At 55.2% G+C, this 26503-nt stretch carries 23 protein-coding genes, 1 pseudogene, 1 riboswitch and 1 other annotated feature; of the genes and pseudogenes, 18 read left to right on the forward strand and 6 right to left on the reverse strand.

The features are described from left to right. Positions 1-48 precede the first annotated feature (48 nt). Positions 49-930, forward strand: coding sequence for an HEXXH motif-containing putative peptide modification protein (locus NST29_RS03940; RefSeq protein WP_241771953.1), 882 nt, complete (start codon positions 49-51; stop codon positions 928-930). A 193-nt stretch (positions 931-1123) separates the two neighbouring features. Here NST29_RS03940 and pckA read toward each other — a convergent pair whose 3' ends face one another. Beyond that, a complete protein-coding gene (pckA, locus tag NST29_RS03945) occupies positions 1124-2710 on the reverse strand; it encodes a phosphoenolpyruvate carboxykinase (ATP) (RefSeq protein WP_033020395.1) in 1587 nt (528 codons plus the stop codon). A gap of 186 nt (positions 2711-2896) precedes the next feature. Continuing rightward, positions 2897-3011: riboswitch (SAM riboswitch) on the forward strand. 121 nt (positions 3012-3132) lie between these two features. Here pckA and metK point away from each other — a divergent pair. Beyond that, on the forward strand, positions 3133-4347 hold the full coding sequence (gene metK / locus NST29_RS03950) for a methionine adenosyltransferase (RefSeq protein WP_033020393.1): 1215 nt from the start codon (positions 3133-3135) through the stop codon (positions 4345-4347). 195 nt (positions 4348-4542) lie between these two features. On the opposite strand, the gene NST29_RS03955 is transcribed toward metK, so the two are convergent. Continuing rightward, positions 4543-5073, reverse strand: a complete 531-nt coding sequence (locus tag NST29_RS03955) for a gamma carbonic anhydrase family protein (protein ID WP_033020391.1) — start codon at positions 5071-5073, stop codon at positions 4543-4545. A 206-nt stretch (positions 5074-5279) separates the two neighbouring features. Here NST29_RS03955 and NST29_RS03960 point away from each other — a divergent pair, with 206 nt between their 5' ends. Then, a complete protein-coding gene (locus NST29_RS03960; RefSeq protein WP_033844371.1) occupies positions 5280-6362 on the forward strand; it encodes a tetraprenyl-beta-curcumene synthase family protein in 1083 nt (360 codons plus the stop codon). 158 nt (positions 6363-6520) lie between these two features. On the opposite strand, the gene NST29_RS03965 is transcribed toward NST29_RS03960, so the two are convergent. Beyond that, the gene (locus tag NST29_RS03965) at positions 6521-7126 is read right to left on the reverse strand and encodes a class I SAM-dependent methyltransferase (protein ID WP_061912410.1); all 606 of its coding nucleotides are present in this window, start codon (positions 7124-7126) and stop codon (positions 6521-6523) included. A gap of 15 nt (positions 7127-7141) precedes the next feature. Between NST29_RS03965 and NST29_RS03970 the strand changes: the two genes are divergently transcribed. The 10 genes and pseudogenes from NST29_RS03970 (at position 7142) to NST29_RS04015 (ending at position 17282) form a co-directional block, all read left to right on the forward strand. After that, positions 7142-7273 carry a hypothetical protein gene (locus NST29_RS03970; RefSeq protein ID WP_255358708.1) on the forward strand — a complete coding sequence of 44 codons (132 nt, stop codon included), beginning with the start codon at positions 7142-7144 and terminating at the stop codon, positions 7271-7273. 229 nt (positions 7274-7502) lie between these two features. After that, positions 7503-7766 carry a YtzC family protein gene (locus NST29_RS03975; protein ID WP_033020386.1) on the forward strand — a complete coding sequence of 88 codons (264 nt, stop codon included), beginning with the start codon at positions 7503-7505 and terminating at the stop codon, positions 7764-7766. A gap of 75 nt (positions 7767-7841) precedes the next feature. Further along, positions 7842-8006, forward strand: coding sequence for a hypothetical protein (locus NST29_RS03980; protein ID WP_033020385.1), 165 nt, complete (start codon positions 7842-7844; stop codon positions 8004-8006). 327 nt (positions 8007-8333) lie between these two features. After that, positions 8334-8963, forward strand: a pseudogene (locus tag NST29_RS03985) (MFS transporter); the annotation flags it as partial. 196 nt (positions 8964-9159) lie between these two features. Beyond that, positions 9160-9383 (forward strand) — a binding site (T-box leader). Positions 9384-9464: 81 nt separating this feature from the next. Next, positions 9465-11882: a leucine--tRNA ligase gene (leuS, locus tag NST29_RS03990; protein ID WP_339232739.1), complete on the forward strand. Its 2418-nt coding sequence runs from the start codon at positions 9465-9467 to the stop codon at positions 11880-11882. A 153-nt stretch (positions 11883-12035) separates the two neighbouring features. After that, positions 12036-12350, forward strand: coding sequence for a rhodanese-like domain-containing protein (locus NST29_RS03995; protein ID WP_033020165.1), 315 nt, complete (start codon positions 12036-12038; stop codon positions 12348-12350). A 713-nt stretch (positions 12351-13063) separates the two neighbouring features. Further along, a complete protein-coding gene (locus tag NST29_RS04000) occupies positions 13064-14338 on the forward strand; it encodes a helix-turn-helix transcriptional regulator (protein ID WP_033020164.1) in 1275 nt (424 codons plus the stop codon). 15 nt (positions 14339-14353) lie between these two features. Next, complete coding sequence (locus NST29_RS04005; RefSeq protein WP_255358709.1) at positions 14354-14482, forward strand: hypothetical protein; 129 nt, start codon at positions 14354-14356, stop codon at positions 14480-14482. 680 nt (positions 14483-15162) lie between these two features. After that, the gene (locus NST29_RS04010; RefSeq protein ID WP_033020161.1) at positions 15163-16797 is read left to right on the forward strand and encodes a M4 family metallopeptidase; all 1635 of its coding nucleotides are present in this window, start codon (positions 15163-15165) and stop codon (positions 16795-16797) included. A 305-nt stretch (positions 16798-17102) separates the two neighbouring features. After that, positions 17103-17282 carry a sporulation protein Cse60 gene (locus tag NST29_RS04015; protein ID WP_008880941.1) on the forward strand — a complete coding sequence of 60 codons (180 nt, stop codon included), beginning with the start codon at positions 17103-17105 and terminating at the stop codon, positions 17280-17282. A gap of 315 nt (positions 17283-17597) precedes the next feature. Here NST29_RS04015 and NST29_RS04020 read toward each other — a convergent pair whose 3' ends face one another. Then, entirely contained in the window at positions 17598-18905 is a 1308-nt protein-coding gene (locus tag NST29_RS04020) for an NAD(P)/FAD-dependent oxidoreductase (RefSeq protein WP_033020160.1), read from the reverse strand. 114 nt (positions 18906-19019) lie between these two features. Here NST29_RS04020 and NST29_RS04025 point away from each other — a divergent pair, with 114 nt between their 5' ends. Continuing rightward, positions 19020-20654 (forward strand): polysaccharide biosynthesis protein, encoded by a 1635-nt coding sequence (locus tag NST29_RS04025; RefSeq protein WP_033020158.1) that lies wholly within the window; start codon positions 19020-19022, stop codon positions 20652-20654. A gap of 517 nt (positions 20655-21171) precedes the next feature. On the opposite strand, the gene NST29_RS04030 is transcribed toward NST29_RS04025, so the two are convergent. After that, complete coding sequence (locus NST29_RS04030; RefSeq protein WP_033020157.1) at positions 21172-21381, reverse strand: hypothetical protein; 210 nt, start codon at positions 21379-21381, stop codon at positions 21172-21174. A gap of 103 nt (positions 21382-21484) precedes the next feature. Here NST29_RS04030 and NST29_RS04035 point away from each other — a divergent pair, with 103 nt between their 5' ends. Then, the gene (locus tag NST29_RS04035; RefSeq protein ID WP_033020156.1) at positions 21485-22231 is read left to right on the forward strand and encodes a pseudouridine synthase; all 747 of its coding nucleotides are present in this window, start codon (positions 21485-21487) and stop codon (positions 22229-22231) included. Between the two features lie 204 nt (positions 22232-22435). Here NST29_RS04035 and NST29_RS04040 read toward each other — a convergent pair whose 3' ends face one another. After that, a complete protein-coding gene (locus tag NST29_RS04040) occupies positions 22436-22657 on the reverse strand; it encodes a DeoR family transcriptional regulator (RefSeq protein ID WP_033020155.1) in 222 nt (73 codons plus the stop codon). Positions 22658-23194: 537 nt separating this feature from the next. On the opposite strand from NST29_RS04040, the gene pepV reads away from it, so the two are divergent. From pepV to thpR, 3 genes are all read left to right on the forward strand, one after another. Further along, on the forward strand, positions 23195-24610 hold the full coding sequence (pepV, locus tag NST29_RS04045; RefSeq protein WP_033020154.1) for a dipeptidase PepV: 1416 nt from the start codon (positions 23195-23197) through the stop codon (positions 24608-24610). Between the two features lie 91 nt (positions 24611-24701). After that, positions 24702-25910 (forward strand): MFS transporter, encoded by a 1209-nt coding sequence (locus NST29_RS04050; RefSeq protein WP_081897309.1) that lies wholly within the window; start codon positions 24702-24704, stop codon positions 25908-25910. 5 nt (positions 25911-25915) lie between these two features. Beyond that, on the forward strand, positions 25916-26494 hold the full coding sequence (thpR, locus tag NST29_RS04055) for an RNA 2',3'-cyclic phosphodiesterase (protein WP_033020168.1): 579 nt from the start codon (positions 25916-25918) through the stop codon (positions 26492-26494). The last annotated feature ends 9 nt before the right edge of the window (positions 26495-26503 follow it).

The following is a 26503-nucleotide window of genomic DNA, read 5'->3' on the forward strand; positions in this document are numbered from 1 at the left end:
TATTTTGTGGTGAAGAGCCATAAATATACCGTGAATAGGGGGAGTAGTATGTCAAGTATAGTTCAGACAGAATCAAAAATCTTTTTACCATTTCTGCATAAATCACACATTATCGAGAATATCGAGATTCTAAAAAATTATGTCGAGCAGGAAAGTGGAAAGAAATTCCCATTAGGTGTCACGTTAAAAGAGAAATATTTTGAAGCCATAAATTATATTCAAGATGTTCCTGTTCCATACTCAAACGAAAAAATACATGTTACATATTTTGATAAAACATTGCAAAATAAATTACTTAGTTTGGGTATGATTGACAAAGAGGATTTGGAAAACGATAAACACATTTATTCACAACAAGAGCAAGAAGTAATTACTGATAGAATTGAAAAAGCATTAAAGTTGATCAAAGTATTGCATAATGATTTGTATGATTTAATTAATACACTTATTGGTACCTTTTTGATTTTAAAAAAAGATTTGTTTGGTGGAGGATCAGTGTCCAATGTTATGGGATTAGTATGGTTAAACCCTCAATCTGATTGGTCAATCATTGAATATGCAGAGGCCATTTATCATGAGTTTATCCACCAAAGTATCTTCTTGGATGATATGATTAACTGTATGTTTCCTAATGCTAATGAATGTGCAAAAGAAGAAGCTCTAGTTACATCAACCATCTTGAAAATCAAAAGGCCTTTAGACAGAGCATATCATGCTGCTGGAGTTTCTATAGGAATTATGCATCTTTATCACTTGTTTAATGATTCTAAAAATTCTGATAAGTATATGGATGATTTGCGGAAAACAGTTGAAGAAATAGAGGCAAGAACACAATTCTTGGGGGAACAGGGAGTAAAAACTTTAGAAATCATGCGCAAGTTCATTAATCATCCATCTTTTGATGACATTACGTATTCCTTACAGAACTAATGGCCATTGCGACAAATGAAAACACAGAAGCCCATTGCGTTTGATCGAGTCCGGTTGTTTTGAGGTTGTTTGAGGCGAATGAAACGGATCGACGTACAGAAATGCTTAAGGATTCAGTGTCGGAGTCCAAAGCAAAGGAAAGAAATAAAAAACAGCCGGACAGGGAACGGCTCCCTGTCCGGCCGGAGGTTCGTTATACGAGCGGTCCGCCGAGCTTTTCGATCGTCGGGTCGATATGGGCGAACTTTCGGAAGTTGGCGCGGAATTTTTCCGCCAGTTCTTTCGCTTTTTGTTCGTACGCTTGTTTGTCAGCCCATGTGTTTTGCGGGCGCAAGACGTCGTCGGGCACGCCGGGGACGTGCGCCGGGATGGCGAGGCCGAAGATCGGGTCGTGCACGGTTTCGACGTTGTCAAGCTCTCCTTCGACGGCGGCTTGCACCATCGCGCGGGTGTAGGCGAGCTTCATGCGGCTGCCGACGCCGTACGGCCCTCCTGTCCAGCCGGTGTTGACCAAAAAGACGCGGACGTTGTGCTCAGCGATTTTTTGCCCGAGCATTTCCGCGTATTCAACGGCCGGGCGCGGCAAAAACGGCGCGCCAAAGCACGTCGAGAACGTCGCTTCCGGTTCGGTGACGCCGCGTTCTGTGCCGGCGAGTTTGCTTGTGTAGCCGCTTAAGAAATGGTACATCGCCTGTTCGCGCGTCAGTTTGCTGATCGGCGGTAGAACGCCGAACGCATCGGCCGTCAGGAACACGATCGTGGACGGATGGCCGGCGACGCTCGGGTCGACGATGTTTTTGATCGCTTGAAGCGGGTAGGCGGCGCGCGTGTTTTCTGTCAGCGTGCCGTCATCGTAATCCGGCACCCGTGTCGCGTCGTTGAGAACGACGTTTTCGAGCACGGCGCCAAAGCCGATGGCGTCAAAAATTTGCGGCTCTTTCTCGCGCGATAAGTTGATGCATTTCGCATAGCAGCCGCCTTCGATATTGAAAATGCCGCGGCTCGACCAGCCATGTTCGTCATCGCCGATCAAGCGGCGGTTCGGATCGGTGGAGAGCGTCGTTTTCCCGGTTCCCGACAAGCCGAAGAAGAGGGCGACGTCGCCTTCCTGGCCGACGTTGGCCGAGCAGTGCATCGGCAGGATGCCTTGTTCCGGCAGCAAATAGTTCATCACCGAGAAGATCGATTTTTTCATTTCGCCGGCGTACTCCGTCCCGCCGATTAGGACGACGCGGCGTTCAAAGGAAATGATGATGAACGCTTCCGAGCGCGTGCCGTCCACAGCCGGGTCCGCCTTAAAATTCGGCGCGCAAATGACGGTAAATTGCGGTTCATGCGCGGCGAGCTCTGCGGCGCTCGGCCGGATGAACAGCTGATGGACGAACAAGTTGTGCCAGGCGAATTCATTGACGACTTGAATCGGCAGCCGAGATTTCGGATCGGCGCCGGCAAAGCCTTTAAAGACGAACAGTTCCTCTTGTTTTAACAAATAATCGAGCACTTTGTCGTACAGTTTTTCAAACGTTTCCGGCGCCATCGGCTGGTTGACCGTTCCCCAGTCGACCGTTTGTTTCGTTGACGGCTCTTCGACGATGTATTTGTCTTTCGGCGACCGCCCCGTGTACTTGCCGGTCGTGACGGCGACGGCGCCGGTATGCGTCAGCCGGCCTTCCTTTCGCTGCAGCACTTTTTCAACGAGTTCCGCGACGGACAGTTGGTGGTGGACGTACGGTTTTTGCAGCAAGAGATCGAGTTTATTCGTCATATTGGCAATCCCCATGTTCAAAACCTGCCTTCTTTATTGGAATCACTTTTGAAAATAGTATAACACATTTTTATTAATAGTCCATACTAATTGTGAAGGTTTTTCGGACTTATTTTTCCTCATTTTTTGAACAATAAAAAAATGTTTTGTATGGTTGACTTCCGTTCGTTTGTTGCGATATGATAAGTCATTGAACGGATACTCTTATCCCGAGCCGGCGGAGGGACAGGCCCGATGAAGCCCAGCAACCGTCACAACTGTACATGTGTGAAATGGTGCTAACCTGTGGCAAGGCGCAGTCCTTGAACGATAAGAGTGAAAGGAAGCAATCCGATTGCAATGACCTTTCCTCACCGTGACAGGAAAGGTTTTTTTATATTGCCAAGGGAAACGAGTTCCGTATCGCCACATTACGTCAAGAGGAGGAAATGAGCCGAATGTCAGCCAAACGCCGCTTGTTTACTTCAGAGTCTGTAACCGAAGGACACCCGGACAAAATTTGCGACCAAATTTCCGATGCGATTTTGGATGCCATTTTGGAAAAAGACCCGAACGCCCGCGTTGCTTGTGAAACAAGCGTCACGACCGGGCTGGTGCTCGTGAGTGGGGAAATTACGACATCGACGTACGTCGATATTCCGCGCATCGTCCGCGATACGGTTCGCGAAATCGGCTATACGCGCGCGAAATACGGATTTGACGCCGACACGTGCGCCGTGCTCACGTCGATTGACGAACAGTCGCCGGACATCGCGATGGGAGTGGATCGGGCGCTTGAGGCGCGCGAAGGTCAGATGACGGATGAGGAAATTGAAGCGATCGGCGCCGGCGACCAAGGGCTTATGTTTGGGTTTGCCTGCAATGAAACGGAAGAGCTGATGCCGCTGCCGATTTCGCTCGCCCACCGTTTGGCGCGCCGCTTGGCGGAAGTGCGCAAAACGGACGTGTTGCCGTATTTGCGTCCCGATGGCAAAACGCAGGTGACGATCGAATACGATGAAAACGGCAAACCGGTGCGCGTCGACACGATCGTCGTTTCTGCGCAACATCATCCGGACATTACTCAAGACCAAATGGAACGTGACATTAAAGAACATGTCATCAAGCCGGTGGTTCCGACGGAGCTGTTGGATGAGAACACGAACTACTTCATTAACCCGACCGGCCGATTCGTCATCGGCGGTCCGCAAGGGGATGCCGGGCTGACGGGACGGAAAATCATCGTTGACACGTACGGTGGCTACGCCCGTCATGGCGGCGGCGCGTTCTCGGGCAAAGACCCGACGAAAGTCGACCGCTCGGCGGCGTATGCGGCCCGCTATGTGGCGAAAAACATCGTTGCGGCCGGGCTCGCCGATAAGTGCGAAGTGCAGCTCGCCTACGCGATCGGCGTCGCCCGTCCGGTCTCGATTTCGATCGATACGTTCGGCACCGGCAAGGTGTCTGAAGACATTTTAATTGAAGTCGTGCGCAACAACTTCGACCTTCGTCCGGCCGGCATCATTAAAATGCTTGACTTGCGCCGTCCGATTTACAAACAAACGGCCGCTTACGGCCATTTCGGGCGCACGGACATCGACTTGCCGTGGGAGCGCACCGACAAAGCTGCCTTGTTGAAAGAGCAAGCGCTGGCGTTGGCGAGCAAGCAATAAAGACACAAGAGGGTGGCCTGCAGGCGATAGCCGGCCGCCCTCTTGTTCGTTTTCATGGTTCGCTTGCTTCGAAAAAGAAGTGTGGTCTCGCCAAGAAGGCGCGGCTGGCCTTGATGGCCCATCCGGACTTTGTTCTTCTGGCGGTTCGTGTGCGTCCCGTCGCGCGGCTTGGCGACCGAGCAAGAAGTCGGCTCGTTACGGCCGGTTGGTCCGCTGCTGCTGGAGCGCCTTGTAATATTGTCCTTTTTCGACATATTCGCGGCGAATGCGTTCCATTTCGCGGAAATCGTCCTCGGTTAGCTCGCGCACCACTTTCGCTGGCCGTCCGAGGGCGAGCACGTTCGGCGGGATGGTTTTGCCGGGGGGCACCAAGCTGCCGGCACCGATAAACGCGCTTTCGCCGATTTCGGCGCCATCGAGGATGATCGATCCCATGCCGATCAAGGCGTTTTTGCGAACAATGGCGCTGTGCAAAATGACTTGATGGCCGACGGTCACGCCGTCTTCAATGATGAGCGGATTGTTTGGACTTTGATGCAAAATTGAGTTATCTTGGATATTGACCCGGTTGCCGATGATCGTCGGCGCCACGTCGCCGCGGATGACGGTGTGAAACCAGACGCTCGTCTCCTCGCCGATCGTGACATCGCCGGTGATCGTCACATAGTCGGCGATGAAGGCGGATGGAGCAATGATTGGCGTTTTGCCTTTGTACGGATAAATCATCGTCGTTCGTTCCTTTCTATGGCAATCTTGTTCATCAAGTATTGTACAACGGTATCCCGCTGTTTTGCACGCGCTTGTCGATGTGAATGATGTAGTTTATGCGTCCCCGCTCGCCGATGAACGCGCACTGCGGCGGTTTGTGAAGGCGGTGGGGCTGGCAATACTAATAGACAAAGCATTTGTTTTTGCGCCCGAGGTGAGCCCGATTGAAGATCCCGACCCATCCGATTGCATTGCTGAAAATGGTGTACCGTGACGTGTTTCCGCTTGTCCACCGCGAACTGGCCGGCTGGCGGCGCCGAGCCGAGCAAATCCCCGATCCGGAACTGCGGCGGCAAGCGCTCGCCAGCATCGCGGCGAAAACGTTTCATTGCGAAGGCGGAGCGATTTTGGCGCTTTTAGCCGGGGAACAAATCGAGCCGTGCGTCCGTTTTATCGTCGCCTATCAGACCATCAGCGACTATTTGGATAATTTGTGCGATCGCAGCACTTCGCTCGATCCGGTCGATTTTCGCGCCTTGCATGAATCGATGCCGGACGCCTTGACGCTTGGGGCCGAGCCGTCGAACTATTACCGCCATCGCCGCGAACAGGAAGACGGCGGCTACTTGCCGGCGCTCGTGCGCACGTGCCAAGAAGTGCTCGGAACGGTTCGCCACTATGAAACGATCGCTCCGTTTTTGCATGAATTGGCCGGGTATTATTGCGACTTGCAAGTGCATAAACATGTCGACGCCCGTGAGCGCGTGCCGCGGCTTGTGCAATGGTTTGCCCAGCATAAAGATTCGTTGCCGCCGATGGAGTGGTACGAATTTTCCGCCTGCTCTGGCTCGACGCTCGGCATTTTCTGCCTTGTCGCCTATGCGTTTGGCGAATCGTTGCCACCGGAGATGGCACGGCGCGTGCGCGACGGCTATTTTCCGTACATTCAAGGGTTGCACATCTTGCTTGATTATTTGATCGACCAAGAAGAGGACCGCGAAGGCGGCGATTTGAATTTTTGTTTTTACTACCCGAATGAAACGGTGATGCTCGAGCGGCTTTGCCATTTCATCGAAGAAGCCGATCGCCAGGTGAGCGGGCTGCCGCACGGTGAATTTCACCGCCTCATTCACCGCGGGCTGCTTGGGCTTTATTTATCGGATGACAAGGTGAAAAAGCAGCGCGGTTTGCGCCGGCTGGCGCGCCGGCTTGTCCGTGCCGGCGGGGCGGCGTCGCAGTTTTTTTACTGGAACGGCAAGGCTTATCGCTTTTGGCAAGGTACACAAAAACGGCTGTCCTTTTCATAAGGGCGGCCGTTTTTGTGTCGAGGTGCCGGTTTGGACAAGGGAACTTTGTTGGTCTGAGCCCGTCTCCCCCGTTTTTTCGCTTTGGAGGCTCACGCTTCGTTTCCGCTCGCTGCGCCGGTGGGATGAAAGAGAACGAGAAGAGGGCAGAGCAGCGCGGTTTAGCGCTCGCCGGCCGGTTGCCCGTTTTCCTCTTCCCGCTTTTCCAGCGCCAGCAAAAACGGCGGATCGTTTTGCCGATTGATGAATTCGTATTTCAAGGCGTGGACGCGCCGTTGATCAAGAGAGCGGACGTAATCAAGAAGCGCGTCCCGTTCGCACTTTCCTTCGGGATGACCATGGTAGACGACCAGGACGATCACGCCGCCCGGCCTCATGACGGAAAGCAGCTGGCTGACCGCAGCGATCGTCGATTCCGGTTGGGTGACGATCTGTTTGTCGCCGCCGGGCAAATAGCCGAGGTTGAACACGGCGCCGGCGATCCGCCCGTGCACATCAACGGGAAGCGCGACAAGCAGCTCGCTATGGCTTCGCTCTAACAGTGTTACCCGCTCGCGCAGCCCGTGTTCGGCGAGGCGGGCGGCCGCCGCGGCGATGGCTTCGCGTTGGATGTCAAAGCCAAAAACATGGCCGCTGCCGCCGACGCGTTGCGCGAGATAGACGGTATCATGGCCGTTGCCGACCGTTGCGTCAATGGCGATGTCGCCCTCTTGAATCGCTTGGTTGAGCAAAAAACGGGCAAACGGCAAAATGTTCATCAATGCCATCGGTTGGTCCTCCTTGTGATCGATGGATCGTTGACGCTCGGGCGGATGGCAGACGGCTGTCCGTCCGGCTCGGCCGTCCGCTGTCTCGAAGCGGCGAACCGCTTAGCGCGGATCAAGCGAGATGAAGGCCCGATGTCGGCATTGTAGCAAAAACTGCGGGGAAAAGCGACTGCCGATGCTCGAATCCCGTCGCCGTCCTTCGCCGGTGGCTATTGAGAGAACCTCAACGACCGCGGGGCGTGTCAGCACGACTAGGGCGGCCGATTGCCGGTCACACCATCGCGGTGATCGGTCGCCTGCCAATCATTGGCGTGATACGACGGCCGCAGGCGGCGCATAGTAAACATGAGGGAAGATGATGAAAAGGGGTGAACGCATGGCGACACGACAATCGGTGGAAGAGTTTTTGCAGCGCTGTGAAGATGTCATTCGCTTTGCGAAAGAACAATATACCGAAGCGCAAAAGCAAGAGCATTACAACCTCACAGAATATACAAACGCCCAGCAAATGCTCGAGCAAACGGTGCTCGATTTGGCGCACCTCGCCCGCAGCTGCAACGCCCAGCAGCGCGAACAGCTGCACCGGATGCGGCTCCAGCTTGAGCAGCTGCAAAACGAAATGATTTTGCTTGACCGCTGAGACGAGCGGCAAATGGACGACCCGCCAAGAGAAAACCGAAAACGACGGGGAAACAGCAACGAGGAGGGACACGATATGAAGCGACGCCTCAAGCAAACCAATCCGGAACAAAAAACGCGCAACGGCCGAAACAATAACGATCTCGAGCTCGGTCAAGAGTTCGACCCGGTCAAATTGGCCAAAAAGCAGTACGAACAAACGGGCGGACAGCCAATCCGTTCCAAGCAGCGCAACGGGTGAGTCATTCCGGACCGCGGGCGGCCATCAAGCCGCCTTTTTTCGTAAAAATGTCGTGCAGCAAGCGGTGGTGTTCATCCCAAAGCGGAGGCATGGCCTAGTGGTTTTCTGTGAAAATGCCGAGCTGGTGCGGATTTTTCTCCCCGGGTGGAGGGTAGATCGCGCTGCCCATGGAATTTTTGGCTGAACGGCGGCGGGGATGTTGGCGCAAGGCGGCCCTGTCGTTTGCTCGCTGATGCCTTTGCGCTTTTTTTGGATTGCTTTTTTTCCGGTTTTCTCCTACAATTATTTCGGGAGTCAAAAGAAAACGGATGAAAAGGATGATGATTGATGCCCCGCGCGCTTTGGTGGCTGCTCGTTGGCATGACGCTCAACGTGACAGGCGGGTCTTTTTTATGGCCGCTCAATACGATTTATTTGCACGAACAGCTTGACCAGCCGCTGGCGGTGGCGGGAGCGGTGCTGATGCTCAACTCCGGGGGGAGCGTCATCGGCAGCCTCATCGGCGGCGTTTTGTTTGACCGGATTGGCGGGTTTCGCGCTCTCTTGATCGGCGCTTGTGTGACGATGGCGGCTTCGGCCGGCTTGAGCGTCTGGCACGGTTGGCCGCATTACGCGGTGTTTTTGGCGCTTATCGGCATCGGCAGCGGCATCGTGTTTCCCCTGGCCTCGGCGTATGCCGGCGCGCTTTGGCCTGAAGGGGGACGGCGGGCGTTCAATGCCTTGTATGTGGCGCAAAACGTCGGCGTTGCCATCGGTTCGGCGCTCGGCGGGCTCGTCGCTTCGTATTCGCTCTCGTTCGTGTTTTTAGCCAATTCGCTGCTTTATGCGGCGTTTTTGCTGATTGTCACCATCGGATTGCTTGTCGGGTTCGCCCTGTTGGCAGCGGCAGCCGCGTTGTTGTACGACCGCTGGCTGCCGAAGTCGGCGCGGGAGACTGAAGAAAAAACGGCGGCAACCGTATAGAAGGCTGATGAAAAACAGCGATTTCCTTTGCTCGATGATGCAAGGTTTTTCTAGTTGAGAAACGATGCCAGGAAGCGGGATGCACGATTTCATCACCAGTCCCATAAGTTTCGGCTTGCAATCGCTCGACAAATTTTTTAAAATAATAATTAAATTTGTCATTTCGTATGTAACGAAAACGTCAATGAAGCGAACAGCGGTGAAGAGGAGCAGTAGCGGGCTTGGCGGACAGCAGAGAGTTGACGGTCGGTGCGAGTCAACCGAAGCCAGCCTGTGAACTCGCCTCGGAGTTGCCGGCGCGAACGGCGCTGCCTACTAACGTCGGCCGTGAATCTGCGTTAAGGAGCAAAGCGGGTGCGCCATGGGCGCGCCAAAAAGGGTGGTACCGCGGGAAGCGCGCCTCTCGTCCCTTTGCATGGGGATGAGAGGTTTTTTTGTACATACTTTCGTCCATGATGCAAGTAGAAGCAAAATCTTGATAGGAGGAGTGCTGCGATGAGCTTCAACCACCGCGAAATCGAAAAAAAATGGCAGGACTATTGGGAGAAAAACAAAACGTTCCGCACGCCCGATGAGGACGACAAACCGAAGTTTTACGTGCTCGACATGTTCCCGTATCCGTCCGGCGCCGGCTTGCACGTCGGCCATCCGGAAGGGTATACGGCGACCGACATTTTGGCGCGTATGAAGCGGATGCAAGGGTATAATGTCCTTCATCCGATGGGCTGGGACGCGTTCGGGCTGCCGGCCGAGCAGTATGCGCTCGATACTGGAAACGACCCGGCCGAGTTTACGCGAAAAAACATCGACAACTTCCGCCGGCAAATTAAATCGCTTGGCTTTTCGTACGACTGGGATCGCGAAATTAACACGACCGACCCGAACTATTACAAATGGACGCAATGGATTTTCTTAAAGCTGTACGAAAAAGGGCTTGCGTATATGGATGAGGTGCCGGTCAACTGGTGCCCGGCGCTCGGCACGGTGCTGGCGAACGAGGAAGTGATCAACGGCCGGAGCGAGCGCGGCGGGCATCCGGTCATCCGCAAGCCGATGCGGCAATGGATGTTGAAAATTACCGCCTATGCCGACCGGCTGCTCGAAGATTTGGAAGAGCTCGACTGGCCGGAAAGCATCAAGGAGATGCAGCGCAACTGGATCGGCCGTTCGGAAGGAGCGGAAATCGAGTTCGCCGTTGACGGCCATGACGAGACGTTCACGGTGTTTACAACGCGGCCAGATACGCTGTTTGGCGCAACGTACACCGTCTTGGCGCCCGAGCATCCGCTTGTCGAGAAAATCACCACGCCGGAGCAAAAACCGGCCGTTGCCGCTTACTTGAAAGAAGTGCAAAGCAAAAGCGATCTCGAGCGCACCGATTTGGCGAAAGAAAAGACGGGCGTGTTCACCGGCGCGTACGCCATCCATCCAGTGACTGGTGCTCGGCTTCCGATTTGGATCGCCGACTACGTGTTGATGGGCTACGGCACGGGGGCGATCATGGCCGTGCCGGCGCACGATGAGCGCGACTACGAGTTTGCGAAAACGTTCGATTTGCCGATCAAAGAAGTCGTCGCTGGCGGCGATATTGAAAACGGGCCGTACACCGGCGACGGGGAGCACATCCACTCCGAGTTTTTAAACGGCTTGAACAAGCAGGAAGCGAGCGAAAAAATGATCGCTTGGCTTGAGGAGCACGGCAAAGGGCGGAAAAAAGTGTCGTACCGGCTGCGCGACTGGCTGTTCAGCCGCCAGCGCTACTGGGGTGAGCCGATTCCGATCATCCATTGGGAAGACGGAACGATGACGACCGTGCCGGAAGAGGAACTGCCGCTCGTCTTGCCGAAAACGGATGAAATCCGTCCGTCGGGAACGGGTGAGTCGCCGCTCGCCAACATCGACGAATGGGTCAACGTCGTCGACCCGAAAACGGGCAAAAAAGGGCGGCGCGAAACGAACACGATGCCGCAATGGGCGGGAAGCTGCTGGTATTATTTGCGCTACATCGACCCGCACAACGATAAGCAGCTCGCCGATCCGGAAAAACTGAAACAATGGCTGCCGGTCGACGTTTACATCGGCGGGGCGGAGCACGCCGTCTTGCATTTGCTTTACGCCCGCTTCTGGCATAAGTTTCTCTATGACCTTGGCATCGTACCGACGAAAGAGCCGTTCCAAAAGCTGTTTAACCAAGGGATGATTTTAGGCGAAAACAACGAAAAAATGAGCAAATCAAAAGGCAACGTCGTCAACCCGGATGACATCGTTGACAGCCATGGGGCCGACACGCTTCGGCTGTACGAAATGTTCATGGGGCCGCTCGAGGCGTCGATCGCCTGGTCGACGAAAGGGCTCGACGGGGCGCGCCGCTTCCTTGACCGCGTCTGGCGGCTGTTTGTCACTGAAAGTGGGGAACTGAACCCGAACATCGTCGACGAACCGGCGAACGACCAGCTTGAGCGCGTCTATCATCAAACGGTGAAAAAAGTGACGGAAGACTACGAAGCCTTGCGCTTCAACACCGCCATTTCGCAGCTGATGGTCTTCATCAATGAAGCGTATAAGGCGGAGCAAATGAAAAAAGCATACATGGAAGGGTTCGTCAAGCTTTTGTCGCCGGTTTGCCCGCACATCGGCGAAGAACTGTGGCAAAAGCTCGGCCATACGGACACGATCGCCTATGAACCATGGCCGACGTATGATGAAGCGAAGCTGGTCGAAGACGTCGTCGAAATTGTCATCCAAATCAACGGCAAAGTGCGAGCCAAGCTCAACGTGCCGGTGGACTTATCGAAAGAAGCGCTCGAGGAGCGGGCGCTCGCCGATGAAAAAATCAAAGAGCAGCTTGCCGGCAAAACGGTGCGCAAAGTGATCGCCGTCCCCGGCAAGCTCGTCAATATCGTCGCTAATTGATGGAAAAGCGGCCGCCCGGTTTGGGGCGGCGCACGCGGCGGGAAGGAACGATCATCTGAAACTAGTTTCCGCCTAGCTAGCGCAAGCGGGGAGGAATCGACGCCTTCCCTGCTGCCTTTTGTCGAAAACGCGAGAGAAAGGGGCTGATCGGCTATGGAAGAAATCAAGGAAATTACGCCGGCCGAAGTGAAGGAAAAACTTGAGCGCGGCGAAAAGTTGAACATTGTCGATGTGCGCGAGGATGAGGAAGTCGCCCTCGGTATGATTCCTGGGGCGAAGCATATCAAAATGGGTGACATCCCTGACCGGCTTGCGGAATTCGACCGCGATGAAGAATATATTTTCGTCTGCCGCTCCGGACGGCGGAGCGAAAACGTCTGCCGCTACTTGCAGGAGCTCGGCTACCGCGTCCGCAACATGACCGGCGGCATGCTCGAGTGGGAAGGAGAAACGGCGCCGAAGCAGTAATGGCACCGTTTTCCGCTCGGCGGAAACGCGGTTCGGCATCGCGGCTCGCGAAGGGAACAACGGGGCTGTCGGAAAAGCGATATTACATCCCGAAATCCAAATGGCTGGTAAAAAACAGCAATCGCCCCTAGCCCACGGCGGATGACGTGAAACGAGAAACCGATGCCACAAGGGTTCTCCATTTGAGAAACAAGGCGGTGAAGCAACCCATCCCTTTCATCACCGCCCTCCTAAATGGCTGGTGAAAAACGGTTGTTTCTCTTCGGCAATGGGGGAACGTTTGAACGGCGCTCCTGATGCGACAGGGCTTTTCTATTTGTGAAAAGGGTTTGATAAACGGATCACCAGTCCCCTAAAAAAGCAAACCCAAAGGATGTTCGACAATCAGCATTCTTTGGGTTTTCATTTTGGCCGATTTTCAATCAAAGTCTCATTTTTTTAGGCTCCTCACCAAACGTTGTATCCACAAAAGAATTAGGAAACAAAACATTTTTTGCATACACCTTCAAGAGAAGTGCACCGTCTGGCAAGTACACGTTTTGGTGATGAACCTTTTATTTAGCATGGCAACCACCGAATGGAGGCGGTCTTCTTTATTTCATCACCGCTGCGCTGAAGAACAAATTTTTCCTTATAGTGCTAAAGGGTGATAGAAGGGAGAAGAAAGAAAAGATATAATGTTCAGTAAAAAAGACCGAAGGGGTCGATGCTGTTTGAAACTAGGCGACCGCTTGAAGCTTGCCCGGCTGATGAAAGGAATGACCCAAGAGGAGGCAGCGGAAGGAATTATCTCGGTTTCGTATTTATCGAAAATCGAGAACAATCAAGCGATGCCGGGAGAAGATGTCATTGAATTGCTGTTTCGCCGGCTCGGCATTCACCGCGGCCAAAGCGGCACAGCACCCGGATGGTTTGAATCGGTCATGGCGTGGTATAAGGCGATGACGGACAAAAACGTGGCCGCGGCAAGGGAGCAATACGCCGCCGTCCGGCAACAGTGCAGCGAATCCGGAGATGCCGAGGCGATGATCTATTTTCATTTGATGCGCATTCGATATTTGCTGCTGCTGCGCGACTTGAAAGGAGCGGAAGCGGCGGCGCGGAGCGTGCGCGAATGGTACGAGGCGCTTGATGAACCGATGCGCTACTATTATTGGAAATTTTTTGGCCTGCTTTCTTATTGCCAAGAAAAATATGACGATGCTTTGCACTTCTATCAAAAAGCAGAAGCATTATTGGGGACACAAAGGAAGCCGAATTGGGAAGAAGCGGATTTGTCGTATTTGTTAGCGCTCGCGTACAGCCGGCTGTGGAAAGTGTTCCAATGCATCCGCTACACGGAGCGGGCGCTTTCCCTCAGCCAAGCGGAGTATGAACTGCGGCGCGGGGCCGAATGCCATGTGCTGCTGGCGATTTGCTACCGGCGCTGCGGGGAAATCGATCAGGCGATCGACTGCTGCCTGTTGGCGCAGAAGGCAGCGCAGCTCGCCAACGATCGGCTGCTGATCGGCATCGTCGAGCATAACCTCGGCCATTTGAAGGCGATGAAAAAACAATACCGCGAGGCGGTGCAGCATTACGAGCATAGCCTCGTGTACAAGTCGGACGCTCCGCTGGCCGACCGGCTGATTACGTTTTTGGCGCTTTTGCGCGAGCATTATGCCGCGCAAAACTATCGCAAGGCGCTGTCGACCGCGGAAGAAGGATGGCAGCTGCTTGAGCAGACGGAAAACGGCATGACCGAACACTACGAATACTATTTGCATTTTTCCGTCTACCGGCTGTTGCTCGCCGGGGAAGGGGAAGAGTTCGAGCGGCTGCTGAAACACGAAGCGATTCCGTATTTTCAAAAACGAAAAGAGTATGAAGACGCCGCCCAATACGCCGGCTATTTGGCCGATTACTACGCCCGCGCCCGCCAATACAAACAGGCGGCCCACTATTACCGATTGAGCTGCGAACTGTTGCGAAGACGAACGGGCACGTGAAAGGAGGTGAAAGGCGTGAAAAAGCGGATCGTTCTGATCATCGCTTTGGCCGCCCTCGGCCTCGCTGCGGGCTTTGGCCATGGAATCGGGGTCAAGGAAGCGGCGAAAGACGAGCATCCGCCGCCGACTGTGATCGCTCGCTAAGCGGACGTTTGTTTTTGACTGTGTGATGAGCAGCGGGCTGTTCTAGAAGCACGGAGCGAAAAAAGAGAGCGTTCCGTTCCTAGTGCGGACGGGTGCAAAGGAGCGGTGAAAAAGGCTGTCCTAAGTTTCCGGGGGTGATCGGGAGAATACGGGCGGCCGATTTTTTGCCGTGGCTCCGAACGATTTCGCCCGTTGGGAACAGCCGGCGGCAGCGCGGCAAGGGTAACGTTCGATTCGACGTAGGCAGCCCGAGGATGTTCCAAAAAGATCGGGCTCCCCCTCTTTCGTTGCTATCTATACGTGCTGACGGCTTCTGCCGCGCGATCGGTTGTGACGATCTTGAAGGCAGACAACTTTTTGGGTCAGGCCCAGCTTATGAACGGGTTTTGACGGAAGCCGGCCATTCGCTGCCGACGGTGTGGACTCGGTTTCATCACAACGAGGAAAACCGGGCATGGAGAAAGGTGGGAACAAGCAACGGTACGGACCGGGTTTCATCGCAACCGCTCCGGACGCCTTTCTTCAGACATAGGACCCATGGCGCAGCGAAGGAAACGGAGGAAGGGGGAAGACGCGATGAATCCCGCTCGCAGGTCTTTATTTTCCTAATACTCAAAATAGACGAATTTGATTAAAATGAATGACATAGTTAATTATCAAAACGAAAGGGGAAGAGGGAAATGAAAAAGCGGACGATGCTCGGGATGGTTGGATTGGCGCTCGGCCTAATCGCTACACCAGCAGGAGCGGCGCCAAAAAGCGACTCCGTAGTGTGGAGCGAATGGGAAACGCCGTCCTTTATGTCTGGAACGTTGGCGAAGGACAACGCTGTTGATCCACAAACATTAGTATACCGCTATATCGATGAACAGGCGGGAACGTTCCGCCTCGGCGGCCGGGCGGCGGAGCGGCTGGTTCTGCTCAGCAAGCAGACGGATGATCTCGGCCATACGGTCATGCGGTTTGAACAGCGGTATCAAGGCATTCCGGTGTTTGGTGCCGTCTTGGTGGCCCATGTCAAAGCCGGTGCGTTGACAGCTCTCTCCGGTACGCTCATTCCAGATGTGGAGAAACACTGGAAGCGCGGAAAGACCATTTCATCGCAGGAAGCGGAAGCGATTGCCGAACGGGATGTCGCCGCTTCCATCGGGGCATCACCGGTCAAAGAGCAGGGGAACCCGACGCGGCTTGTGATTTATCCAACTAGCGATACCGTTCATCTCGCTTATGAAGTGAACGTTCGCTTTTTGGACCCGTCTCCCGGCAATTGGGTCTACCTCATTGATGCCGCCGGCGGCGCGGTGTTGAATAAATGGAACGAGCTGGACGAGGCGAAGCCGGGCGGCGGGCAGACAGTGGCAGGCACGTCAACGGTCGGCACCGGGCGCGGGGTGTTGGGAGATCAAAAATCGATCAACACGACGTATTCTTCTTCTTACGGCTATTACTATTTGCAAGACAATACGCGCGGCAACGGCATTTTCACGTATGACGGGCGCAACCGGACGACACTGCCCGGCAGCTTGTGGGCCGATAGCGACAACCAGTTTTTTGCTAGCTATGACGCTCCTGCAGTGGATGCACATTATTACGCCGGAGTGGTCTATGACTATTATAAAAACGTGCATGGCCGGCTCAGCTATGACGGCAACAACGCCGCCATCCGCTCGACCGTTCACTATGGGAGCCGCTACAACAACGCGTTTTGGAACGGATCGCAAATGGTATATGGCGACGGCGACGGGCAAACGTTTTTGCCGTTTTCCGGCGGCATTGACGTCGTCGCCCATGAGCTGACCCACGCCGTGACCGATTACACAGCTGGTCTTGTGTATCAAAATGAATCCGGCGCCATCAATGAAGCGATTTCCGATATTTTCGGGACGCTGGTTGAATTTTACGCAAACCGCAATCCCGATTGGGAAATCGGCGAAGACATTTATACGCCGGGCATTGCCGGCGATGCGCTCCGGTCTATGTCCGACCCGGCGAAATACGGGGACCCGGATCATTATTCCAAACGCTATACCGGCACACAAGATAACGGCGGCGTCCATACGAACAGCGGTATCATTAACAAAGCTGCCTATTTGCTTAGCCAAGGCGGCACGCACTACGGAGTCAGCGTCACCGGCATCGGCCGCGACAAAATGGGGAAAATCTTCTACCGTGCGCTCGTCTATTATTTGACGCCGACGTCAAACTTCAGCCAGCTGCGCGCCGCCTGCATCCAAGCGGCCGCCGATCTGTACGGTTCAGCGAGCCAAGAAGTCAGCTCGGTGAAACAGGCGTTCAATGCGGTTGGGGTGTATTAAAGACGAGACTTGGAAAAGTGCGGAGCGTCGCGTCTCTCCGTCAAGGACGATCTCTGTGTATGAAAGACAAGTCTCAGAAAAGATCCATGGGCAGCACGATCTGCCCTCCGCCCGGGGATGAAAATCTCGCGCCAGTTCGGCATTTTCACGGAAAGCAGCGGTCTAGTGAAAGAGGGGGTTCCCATTCTGCGGGCCCCCCTTTCTATTTCCGGTCGTTTGTCGGCAGGACTATGCCGCTGTAAGGAGAAATGTTTCGTAAGCCCGCCTGGCTTGGCGCGTGCAAAGCAAAAAACGGGAGGGATAGGATGTACAAAGTCAAAGTTTTTGATAAAGAACACGAAAAAGATTTGGAAGCGGCGGTCAACGATTTTTTAGCTCGCTTAAAAGATGGGCAGCTGATTGACGTCAAATACAGCGTGGCAGCCATGGAGTCAGAAGGCGAGCAAATTTATTGCTTTTCCGCCATGGTCATTTACCGGACGTAATGGGCCGGGCCGCCCCGGCTGCAGGTGGGGCCGGAACGCCGAGTTTTTTGTAAGAAGTTTGGCGGATTTTGCCGGTCGTGTGGCAAAGCGGCCATAAACACACGCCCAGTTTTTTGTAACAGGCTTGGCGGCCTGCTTTTTGCCGGCCGTTGTCCGCTCCATCGGTGGGAAAGCGGCTGCGCCTCGTTTGGCTGTTGTCAATCAGCTGTGATTCCCATCATTCGTCGAAAATCCGTCTATCTTGACACTACCAATCGGCTGTTTACTACCGATATGGCGCCACTTATGATGACGATTACGTCTATCTCGACACTGTCAATCGGCTGTCTGCACCGGTGATTCGCTTCGGCTGGTTTTCGCCTCTAACGCATAGCGGGCGGCGTTCATGCCGGCGAGCCGGCCGGTCACTAGGGCGGCGGTGATGTTGTAGCCGCCGGTGTAGCCGTGGATGTCCAAAATTTCGCCGCAAAAATAAAGCCCGGCCATGCGTTTGGAGGCCATCGTTTGTGGTTCGATTTCTTTCACCGATACGCCGCCGCCAGTGACGAACGCTTTTTCGATGGGCAGCGTGCCGTGGACGTGAAACGTAAACTGTTTGCAGCAGCGGACGAACGCCCGCAATGCCTCATGGCTGACCGTGCCGGCGGCCGCTTGCGGGTCGATGCCGCTTCGTTCCAGCAAAAAGACGGCGTACCGCTCCGGCAGCACCGTTTTGGCGATGGTTTTCACCGCTTTTTTCGGCTCTTCTTTGCATAATTGGGCTAGGTGTTGAAACAGTTCTTCTCGCGTGACGTCCGGCAGCGCATCGATGCTCATGGCGACGGCGCCGTTCGCCGCCTTTTTCAGCGCTTTGACGACAAACTGGCTGCAGCGGAGAGCGGCGGGGCCGGAGATGCCGAAATGGGTGAACAGCATGTCCATCCGATGGGTCACGATCGGTTTGCCGTTCGGTTTTAAGACGCCAAGCACCACATCGCGCAGCGACAGGCCTTGGAGCGTCCGCGCTTGGATGAACGGTTCGTTCGATACGATCGGGACTTCGGTCGGAAACAGCTCCGTTACCGTATGACCGGCTTTTTCCGCCCAAGGATAGCCATCGCCTGTTGAGCCGGTTTGCGGCACCGATTTGCCTCCGGCGGCGACCACGACGGCGGTAGCGCCGATCGTTTCCCCGCTTTTCAGCTTGACGCCGATCGTTTTTCCCCCCTTGTACAGGATATCGCCTACCGGCGTTTCGAGCCGGATGCGGACGCCGAGCCGGTGAAGTTCGGTGATGAGCGCCTCGACGACCGATTGAGCGCTGTCGCTTTTTGGAAACATGCGGCCGTGGTCTTCTTCCTTCAGCGGCACGCCGAGCCGTTCGAAAAAGCGGATGATGTCTTCGTTGTTAAAGACGGAAAAGGCGCTGTACAAAAAGCGGCCGTTGCCGGGGATGTGGCGGATGATTTCATCGATCGGCAGCCGATTCGTCACATTGCAGCGGCCGCCGCCGGAGATGGCCAGCTTGCGCCCGAGTTTCGTCCCTTTTTCCAGCAGCAGCACGTCCGCCCCGCATTCGCCGGCCGCGATGGCCGCCATCAGCCCGGATGGACCGCCGCCGATAACGATGACGTCATGCCCCATGTTGATTCCATCCTTTCGTTTGTCCACAGGAGACAATGTTTTTCGTTCCATTGACAACTATGATAAAATACAAATGTTGTGATTTTCAACGTCCACGGTTAGGGAAGGGATTGTATGTCAACATCGAAGCTGCTGCGCGGCACGTTTATTTTGACCGCTGGCGTGATGATTTCCCGCCTGCTTGGCTTGTTTTACGTTATTCCGTTTTACCACCTCGTCGGCGAGCGCGGCGGGGCGCTGTATGGCTACGGCTATGTGCCGTACCAAATTTTTTTAAGCTTGGCAACGGCCGGCATACCGGTCGCTGTTTCGAAATTTGTCTCCAAATATAACGCGCTCGAGGAGTACCGGGTCGGCTATACGCTGTTCCGCTCCGGCCTTGCGCTCATGCTCGCGAGCGGGGTTGTTTCGTGGCTTGTGTTGTACGCGTTGGCTCCGGTTTTGGCGCCATATGTCATTGACGCGAAAACGAACGTCAATTCGGTCGCCGATGTCACGGCCGTCATCCGCGCGGTCAGTTTTGCCCTTGTGATCGTCCCGGTGATGAGCTTGATCCGCGGTTTTTTTCAAGGGCATGAATCGATGGGGCCGACGGCGCTGTCGCAAGTCATCGAGCAAGTGTTGCGCATCGCGTTTTTGCTTGGGGCTTGTTATGTCATTTTGCGCTGGTGGGACGGCTCGATCGTGACCGCTGTAAGCGCGGCGACGTTTGCCGCGTTTGTCGGGGCGATCGGAGGACTGGCGGTGCTGCTTGTGTATTGGTGGAAGCGGCGCGAGCATTTGCGATCGCTTTTGGAACAGAGCCGCGATCAAGTGCATGTGCCACTGCGCGCCATGTATCGCGAGCTGCTTTTTTCTTCCATCCCGTTTGTGCTCGTCGGCTTGGCGATGTCGCTTTATCAGTTGGTCGATCAATTTACGTTCAATCACGCCATGGCGGCAGCCGGGCGCGGGCACGTATCGGAACATGCGTATTCCGTGCTGAACATGTGGGCGCAAAAGCTCGTCATCATTCCGGTGACGTTGGCGACATCGTTCAGCTCGGCGCTCATCCCGGCGATTACGAAAGCGCACGTCGAGCAAAACCGGAAGGCGATGCGGCAATATTTGAACCAGACGTTTCAAGTGCTCTTGTTTTTGACGTTGCCGGCGGTGATCGGCATGGCCGTGCTCGCCGGCCCGATGTACAGTTCGTTTTACAGCTACGACCCGCTCGGGGAGCAAGTGCTGCACTGGTATGCGCCAACAGCGGTGCTGTTTGCTTTGTTTTCCGTCACGGCCGCCATTATGCAGGGCATCAATCAACAGCGGTTTACCGTTGTCAGCTTAGCGGCCGGACTGTTGGTGAAAGGGGCGCTGAATACGCTGTTGATTATGAAGTGGGGGACGGTTGGCGCCGTTGTCGCGACGACAGCTGGCTATTTGGTTTCGGTGGCGTTCAATTTATGGGTGATTCATCGGTATGCTCGTTACCGCTACCGTTTTGTTCTCCGACGAGCTACTTTTATGGTCATATTGACAGCGGTGATGTCGCTCGCTGTGGCGGCCGCCGAGGCGTTGGCCGGGCAATGGCTTGACTATCGAGCCGGCAAAGGGGAATCGGTCGTTCTTGCCGTTGTCGGAATGGCGGTAGGCGCTTCGGTCTATTTGTTTCTCAGCATTCGTTCTGGCTTGTTTGCGGCTTTGTTTGGCCGCCGTTTTGAGCGGTGGGCGTTTTGGCGCCGAAAAACGAGCGACGCCGCTTCCTAGAAAGCTGGGGAAAAACGGTTGTCGAACACCAATCGGCGGCGTTTTCATTCAAAAAAGAAAGCTGATTGTGCAAAGTTTCTCTCATTGAGAAATGGATGGAATCAGTAGTATCACTACATCACCAGCCTCCTAGAGGGACTTGGATGGAGGAAGGGCGACAGCTCGTCGGCAAGTGAAAAATGTGCGGAACCTTTTCCTTATGAGGCTGGTGAAAAACAGCGCGTTCCTTTGGTCGATGAATCAATGCCTTCAGTGCTGCAAGGGGATGACCCAAAAGGTGATCCTCTCTCAAGAAAGACACGACATATAGTGTGTATTAGTATGTCATAGTCTATATATGGTGTTGAGAAAGGGTATCCCGATCCTTTTTAGACACCCTTATGCCGGGAAGCAGTATGCACGATTTAATCACCGGTCTCTTATGTACCGATGGGGAAGTTTCGATTCCTCGCTGGGAACACCGCCCCAACGAAAAAGAAGGCGGTAGACCATCCCGCCTTCGTGTTACCAATGCGGCTTACGAGAGGCCGAGCCGGCGCTCGATGCGGTCGAGGCGGCTTTCCACTCGGTCGAGCCGCCGGTCGAGCCGTTCGACGGCCCGCTCGAGCCGTTCGATGCGGCGCGCCCAACCGGCAAACGGCCCACCGGGATACCCGGGCCAGAATTGGCCGGCTGGCGGTTGTTGACGATAGCTGTCAAACACCGGAACGTGGTAATATTCGTTCATGAGCAAAACCCCTTTCTGTATGTTTCCCTCATAGTGTATGGAAACAAGGCGAAAGCGGACTAGATGAACGCCCAGAGAATCCGTTTTTTTGGAGGGAGTTCCTGTGGATTTGCGCATTGACAAACTGCTCGCCCATATGGGATACGGGACGAGGAAGGAAGTAAAGAAGTTGCTGAAATCCGGTGCCGTGAAAGTGGACGGAGCACCGGTCCACGATGCGAAAACAAAAGTGCGACCGGAGGAGCAGACCGTGACGGTGTGGGGAGAACCGGTCGAGTATAAACCGTATATTTATTTGCTGATGAACAAACCGCCTGGTGTCGTCTCGGCGACGGAAGACCCCGTCGAGGAGACGGTCATTGATTTGTTAGAGGACGAGGATCGGCGGTTTGCCCCGTTTCCGGTCGGACGGCTTGACAAAGACACGGAAGGGCTTCTGCTGCTCACCAATGACGGCGCGCTCGCTCATCAGCTGCTGTCGCCAAAAAAGCACGTGCCGAAGACGTATGTGGCGATCATCGACGGTGAGGTGACGGAAGACGACGTGAAGGCGTTTCGGCGCGGTGTCGTGCTCGATGACGGCTATGAAGCGAAGCCGGCCGAGCTCGTCGTGTTGAGATCGGGCCTTCGTTCGGACGTCGAGCTGACGATCACAGAAGGGAAGTTTCATCAAGTGAAGCGGATGTTTCGAGCGGTCGGCAAGCGCGTCGTCTATTTGAAGCGAGTGCGGATGGGGCCGCTTTTCCTTGATCCGGATTTGGCGGTGGGGGAATATCGCGAATTGACGGAGGAAGAGATCAAGCTGCTGAAGCAGTACCGGCCGAACAGCAACGAAAAAAAAGGAACCTAGCAAGGGGTTCCTGTTTTATGGAAAAGGAATGAATCTCCGTTCGTCAGGACTTGCTTCTCTCATCTTGCCTCATCCCGCAGGCCGGCAGTCAGGCGGACAAGGAGTGCAGGCGAGAAGGCGCTTGGGCCGTCTGTTTTTCCTCGCCATTTCCGCTCTGTTCGGGCCAGAAGCGGCGCGTTTGCCAGCCTTTTTGGCACCAACAGATCAAGAGGAAATGCGCACTTTTTTGTTGGTGGTCGTCCATTTGCCCTTGCTCGGGCTGCGAACGAGATCATTGTACATAAGCACGTTTAAGTCGCGCTGAATCGTTCTTGGGGTGGTGCCGAACTCCTCAACCAGTTCCTGGGTCGTCACCGTTCCTTTTTCACTAATGTACATATACACGGATTTGATCCGGGTAAGCATCCGGTGTGTGGAAGGTTTCAAAAGACCACTCCCTATCTTAGCATCATTCGCATGGCACAACCGACAGCTGGCAGATGAGAGATGTCTTTCTCTGTTTGTTACCATTGTACACGAAACGGCTGGAAAAATGCTACCCGTTTGCCCGTATTCACGAAAAATTTAAACTTTTTGTTGCCGAATCGAAAACAAATGGTGACAAACGAAACATTTTGACTTCTTTTTTTTGATATGGTACGTTGACAACAGATGGAAAACCACGATGATACTGGACCGGAGACGGCTGGAAGATCGTTCGGACCCGAAGGCGGGGAAGCGATCCGGCTTGGCCGGTTTTTCCCGCGGTTGTCGACGGAGAAATGAGGCGAGCTGGCTGCGCTCTTGGCCGGCAGATCGTGTTTGAATGGCTTATCGGAGGCCGGTGATTGACTCGCGCAACCGCTTACCGGAACCGTTTCTCAAGTCGAAAAGCTTGTTTCATCAGCCTCTATGTTTGCGCGTTCCATCATCGATCAAGGCAGCGATTTTTCACCAACCTTATAGGACTGGAGGGGGAAGGGAATGACGGTAAACATCGATTGGTTCGAAGAGGCGCGGAAGCGGAAGGATGAGCTAGTTCGCGAGCTGCAAGCTCTCGTCCGCATCCCGAGCGTTCGCGATGACCGCAGCGCGGGTCCGGGCGCGCCGTTTGGCCTGAAGGTGGCTGAAGCGCTTGACTATTTGCTCCGCCGCGGTCGCGAAGAAGGATTTCGCGTGAAAAATGTCGATGGATTCGCCGGGCATTTGGAGATGGGGAACGGGGAGGCGCTCATTGGCGTGCTCGGTCATATCGATGTTGTGCCGGCGGGTGACGGCTGGACCGTTGACCCGTTTGCCGCCGAGGTCAAAAACGGTCGCCTTTACGGGCGGGGGGCGATCGATGACAAAGGCCCGACGGTGGCGGCGTTTTACGCGATGAAAATCGTCAAAGAGCTCGGGTTGCCGTTGAACAAGCGGGTGCGCCTTATCATCGGGGGCGACGAAGAGAGCGAGTGGCGGTGCGTCCGCCATTATTTCGAGCATGAAGAAATGCCGGACGTCGGGTTTGTGCCTGATGCCGATTTTCCGATTATCCATGCGGAAAAAGGAATCATTGACGCCGATTTGATCTACCGGCCGGACGGCGAGAAAGAGGGGGAAGGGGCGACGCTTGTCTCGTTTCAAGCCGGCCGCCGCTATAATATGGTGCCTGATGCGGCCGAGGTCGTCATGAAAGGGGCGAAGGGGGCGGACGAATGGATCCGCCGGTATGAAGCGTTTTGCCGGGCGCGCGGGCTAAACGGCACGGCGAGCCGGGCGGACGAAACGGTGACGCTGGCGCTTGAAGGAGTGTCGGCCCATGGAGCGGAGCCGGAGAAAGGAACAAACGCCGGTGTGGCGTTGATGGAGTTTTTGGCGCTTCTTCCGCTTGATGGCCGCAGCCGCCCGTTTGTCGAGTTTGTTGCAGCAACCTTTGCCGGCGATACGCGCGGCCGGCGGCTCGGCCTTGCCTATCGCGATGAGGCGAGCGGCGAGTTGACCGTGAACGTTGGTTTGTTGTCGTATGACCGCGAGCGCGGCGGAACCGTGGGGCTAAATATTCGCTATCCGGTGACGGCGGATGGCGAGTCGATCCGGCGCACGCTTTCCGACAAAGCGGCTCGATCCGGCTTGACGCTTGGCCGGTTTTCCGATACGAAGCCGCATTACGTTAAGCCCGATCAAGAGTGGATTCGCACGCTGCAGCGCGTCTATGAGGAGCAGACCGGCGAGCCGGCTCGCCTATTGGCCATCGGCGGGGGAACGTATGCCCGCGCGCTCAATGCCGGCGTAGCGTTTGGCGCGTTGTTTCCCGGTCGGCCCGATGTCGCCCATCAAAAAGATGAATACATCGACATAGACGATGTAATCAAAGCGACCGCCATTTATGCGCAAGCGATTTATGAATTGGCGCGATAGCCATCCCGGCTCGGCTCTCGCGACACGAGGGCGGCAAACGTTTGTGAAAAACGTGTTTTCTTGGCTTTTCACTAAAAAGGGCGGTGACGACATGGCACATGATGTTCTTGAGCATTGTTTCTCCGATCGAAAAGCTCTGAAGCATGCGGCGGAGCGAAAATCGATGTTCCCGCTCTTTTATTTCTTGATTTTTTTCGCGTTTGGCGCATTGTTTCCGCTGTTGTCCCTCTATTTGCAGGAAGAGGCGCGCTTGGCGGGGACGGCCATCGGCTGGATCATGTCGCTCCCCCCGATTGTGACGATGGCGGCGCAACCGCTGTGGGGGATGGCTGCCGACTATACGCGCAAGCCGGTCGGGTTGTTGATGATGGCGCTTGGGCTGGCGGCGCTGTTCGGATGGTTGTATTCGTTCGCCGATGGGTATCGGGCGTTTGTGGTGCTGACCGTTCTTCTTTCAGCGGCGCAAAGCGCCATCGTGCCGCTTTCCGATAGCATCGCTCTTGAGCATGTGCGGACGCGAGGGGGAAACTACGGTGCGATTCGGCTTTGGGGGTCGCTCGGATTCGCCGCAGCGGTTCTTTTGTCCGGTTGGTTGTCCGAGCGTTTCGGATTCGCCGCCATCTTTTACGCATTTTCGGCGATGCTGTTGGCGGCGGCCGCGTTGGCTGCCCGGCTGCCGCGCTCGCAGGCGGCGCCGACGGGGCGGTTGACGAGGCGCGCTATCGGCGGGTTGCTGTCGATTCGCCCGTTCCGTTTGTTGTTGGTGGCCGTCTTTTTGCTGTTCGGCCCGATTTTGGCCAACAACTCATATTTCGGGCTGCTCATTCATGAGCTCGGGGGAACGCTCACCGGCATCGGGGTTGCTTTTTTGCTCGCGGCTGGCAGCGAGGCGCCGTTTATGAAAGCGGCCGATCGCCTCATTCTGCGCTTCGGCATGGCCCGTCTGTTGCTGTTTGCGGCGTTCGTGTCGGCTGCCCGCTGGTGGCTGTATGTCGCCGATCCCCCCCTTTGGCTTGTGTATATGACGGCAGTGGTTCAAGGGTGTTCGGTCGGGCTGGCGATTCCAACCGCGCTCCAGTGGGCGCGCCGCTTGGCACCAGAGCCCGTGCAGGCGACGGCTGTGGCGCTGTACTCGGCAGTCAGCAACGGCTTGGGCGCGTGGTTTTGCACGCTGGTGGGCGGTTATTTGCTCGAGCGCTGGGGGATGGGCGCGGTCTATTCGTTTTTTGGTGTCTGTACGCTCGCTGGCGCCGCGGTGCTTTTGGCGCTTAGAAAACGAGAGGATCAAATGGGCAGGTGAACAGATTGAAACGGACTCATTATTTTATCGCGGTTCCATTGACGGATGAGGCAAAGCAAGCCATGGCTCGCTTTGCGGATCAGGCGGCGCCATCGCTGCCGTTCCGAACATGGGTGCACGAAAAAGACTACCATATTACTCTCGCTTTTTTGGGCGATGTGCCGCCGGATCAGATGGTGCCGCTTTCTGAGGCGTTAGCGGCAACGACCGCCCATCATGCCTCGTTTTCCCTTCAGCTCGCTAGATTAGGGACGTTTGGGGAGCGGAAGGCGCCGCGCGTTTTTTGGCAAGGCGTCATCGAAAGCGAGCCGCTGCGCGCGCTGCAGCGCGATGTGTACGAAGCGTGCCTCCGCCTTGGCTTTTCCCTCGATCGGCGCCCGTTTGCCCCGCATATTACGATCGCCCGCCGCTGGCAAGGGGAAGAGCCGTTTGCGCCGGACTGTCTTCGCCCATTGGCGCCCGCTTCGGCGACGTTTTCTGTGCCCGAAATCGTGCTGTATCGGACGAATATGGAGCGGACGCCGAAGTATGAAGCGATGGCCGCGTTCCCGCTGCTTGGGACGCCGACGGCCAGCAAGCGGTAGGAGGAAGGA

This window comes from Geobacillus sp. FSL W8-0026, from assembly GCF_037966255.1.
Classification (GTDB): Bacteria; Bacillota; Bacilli; order Bacillales; family Anoxybacillaceae; genus Geobacillus; species Geobacillus icigianus.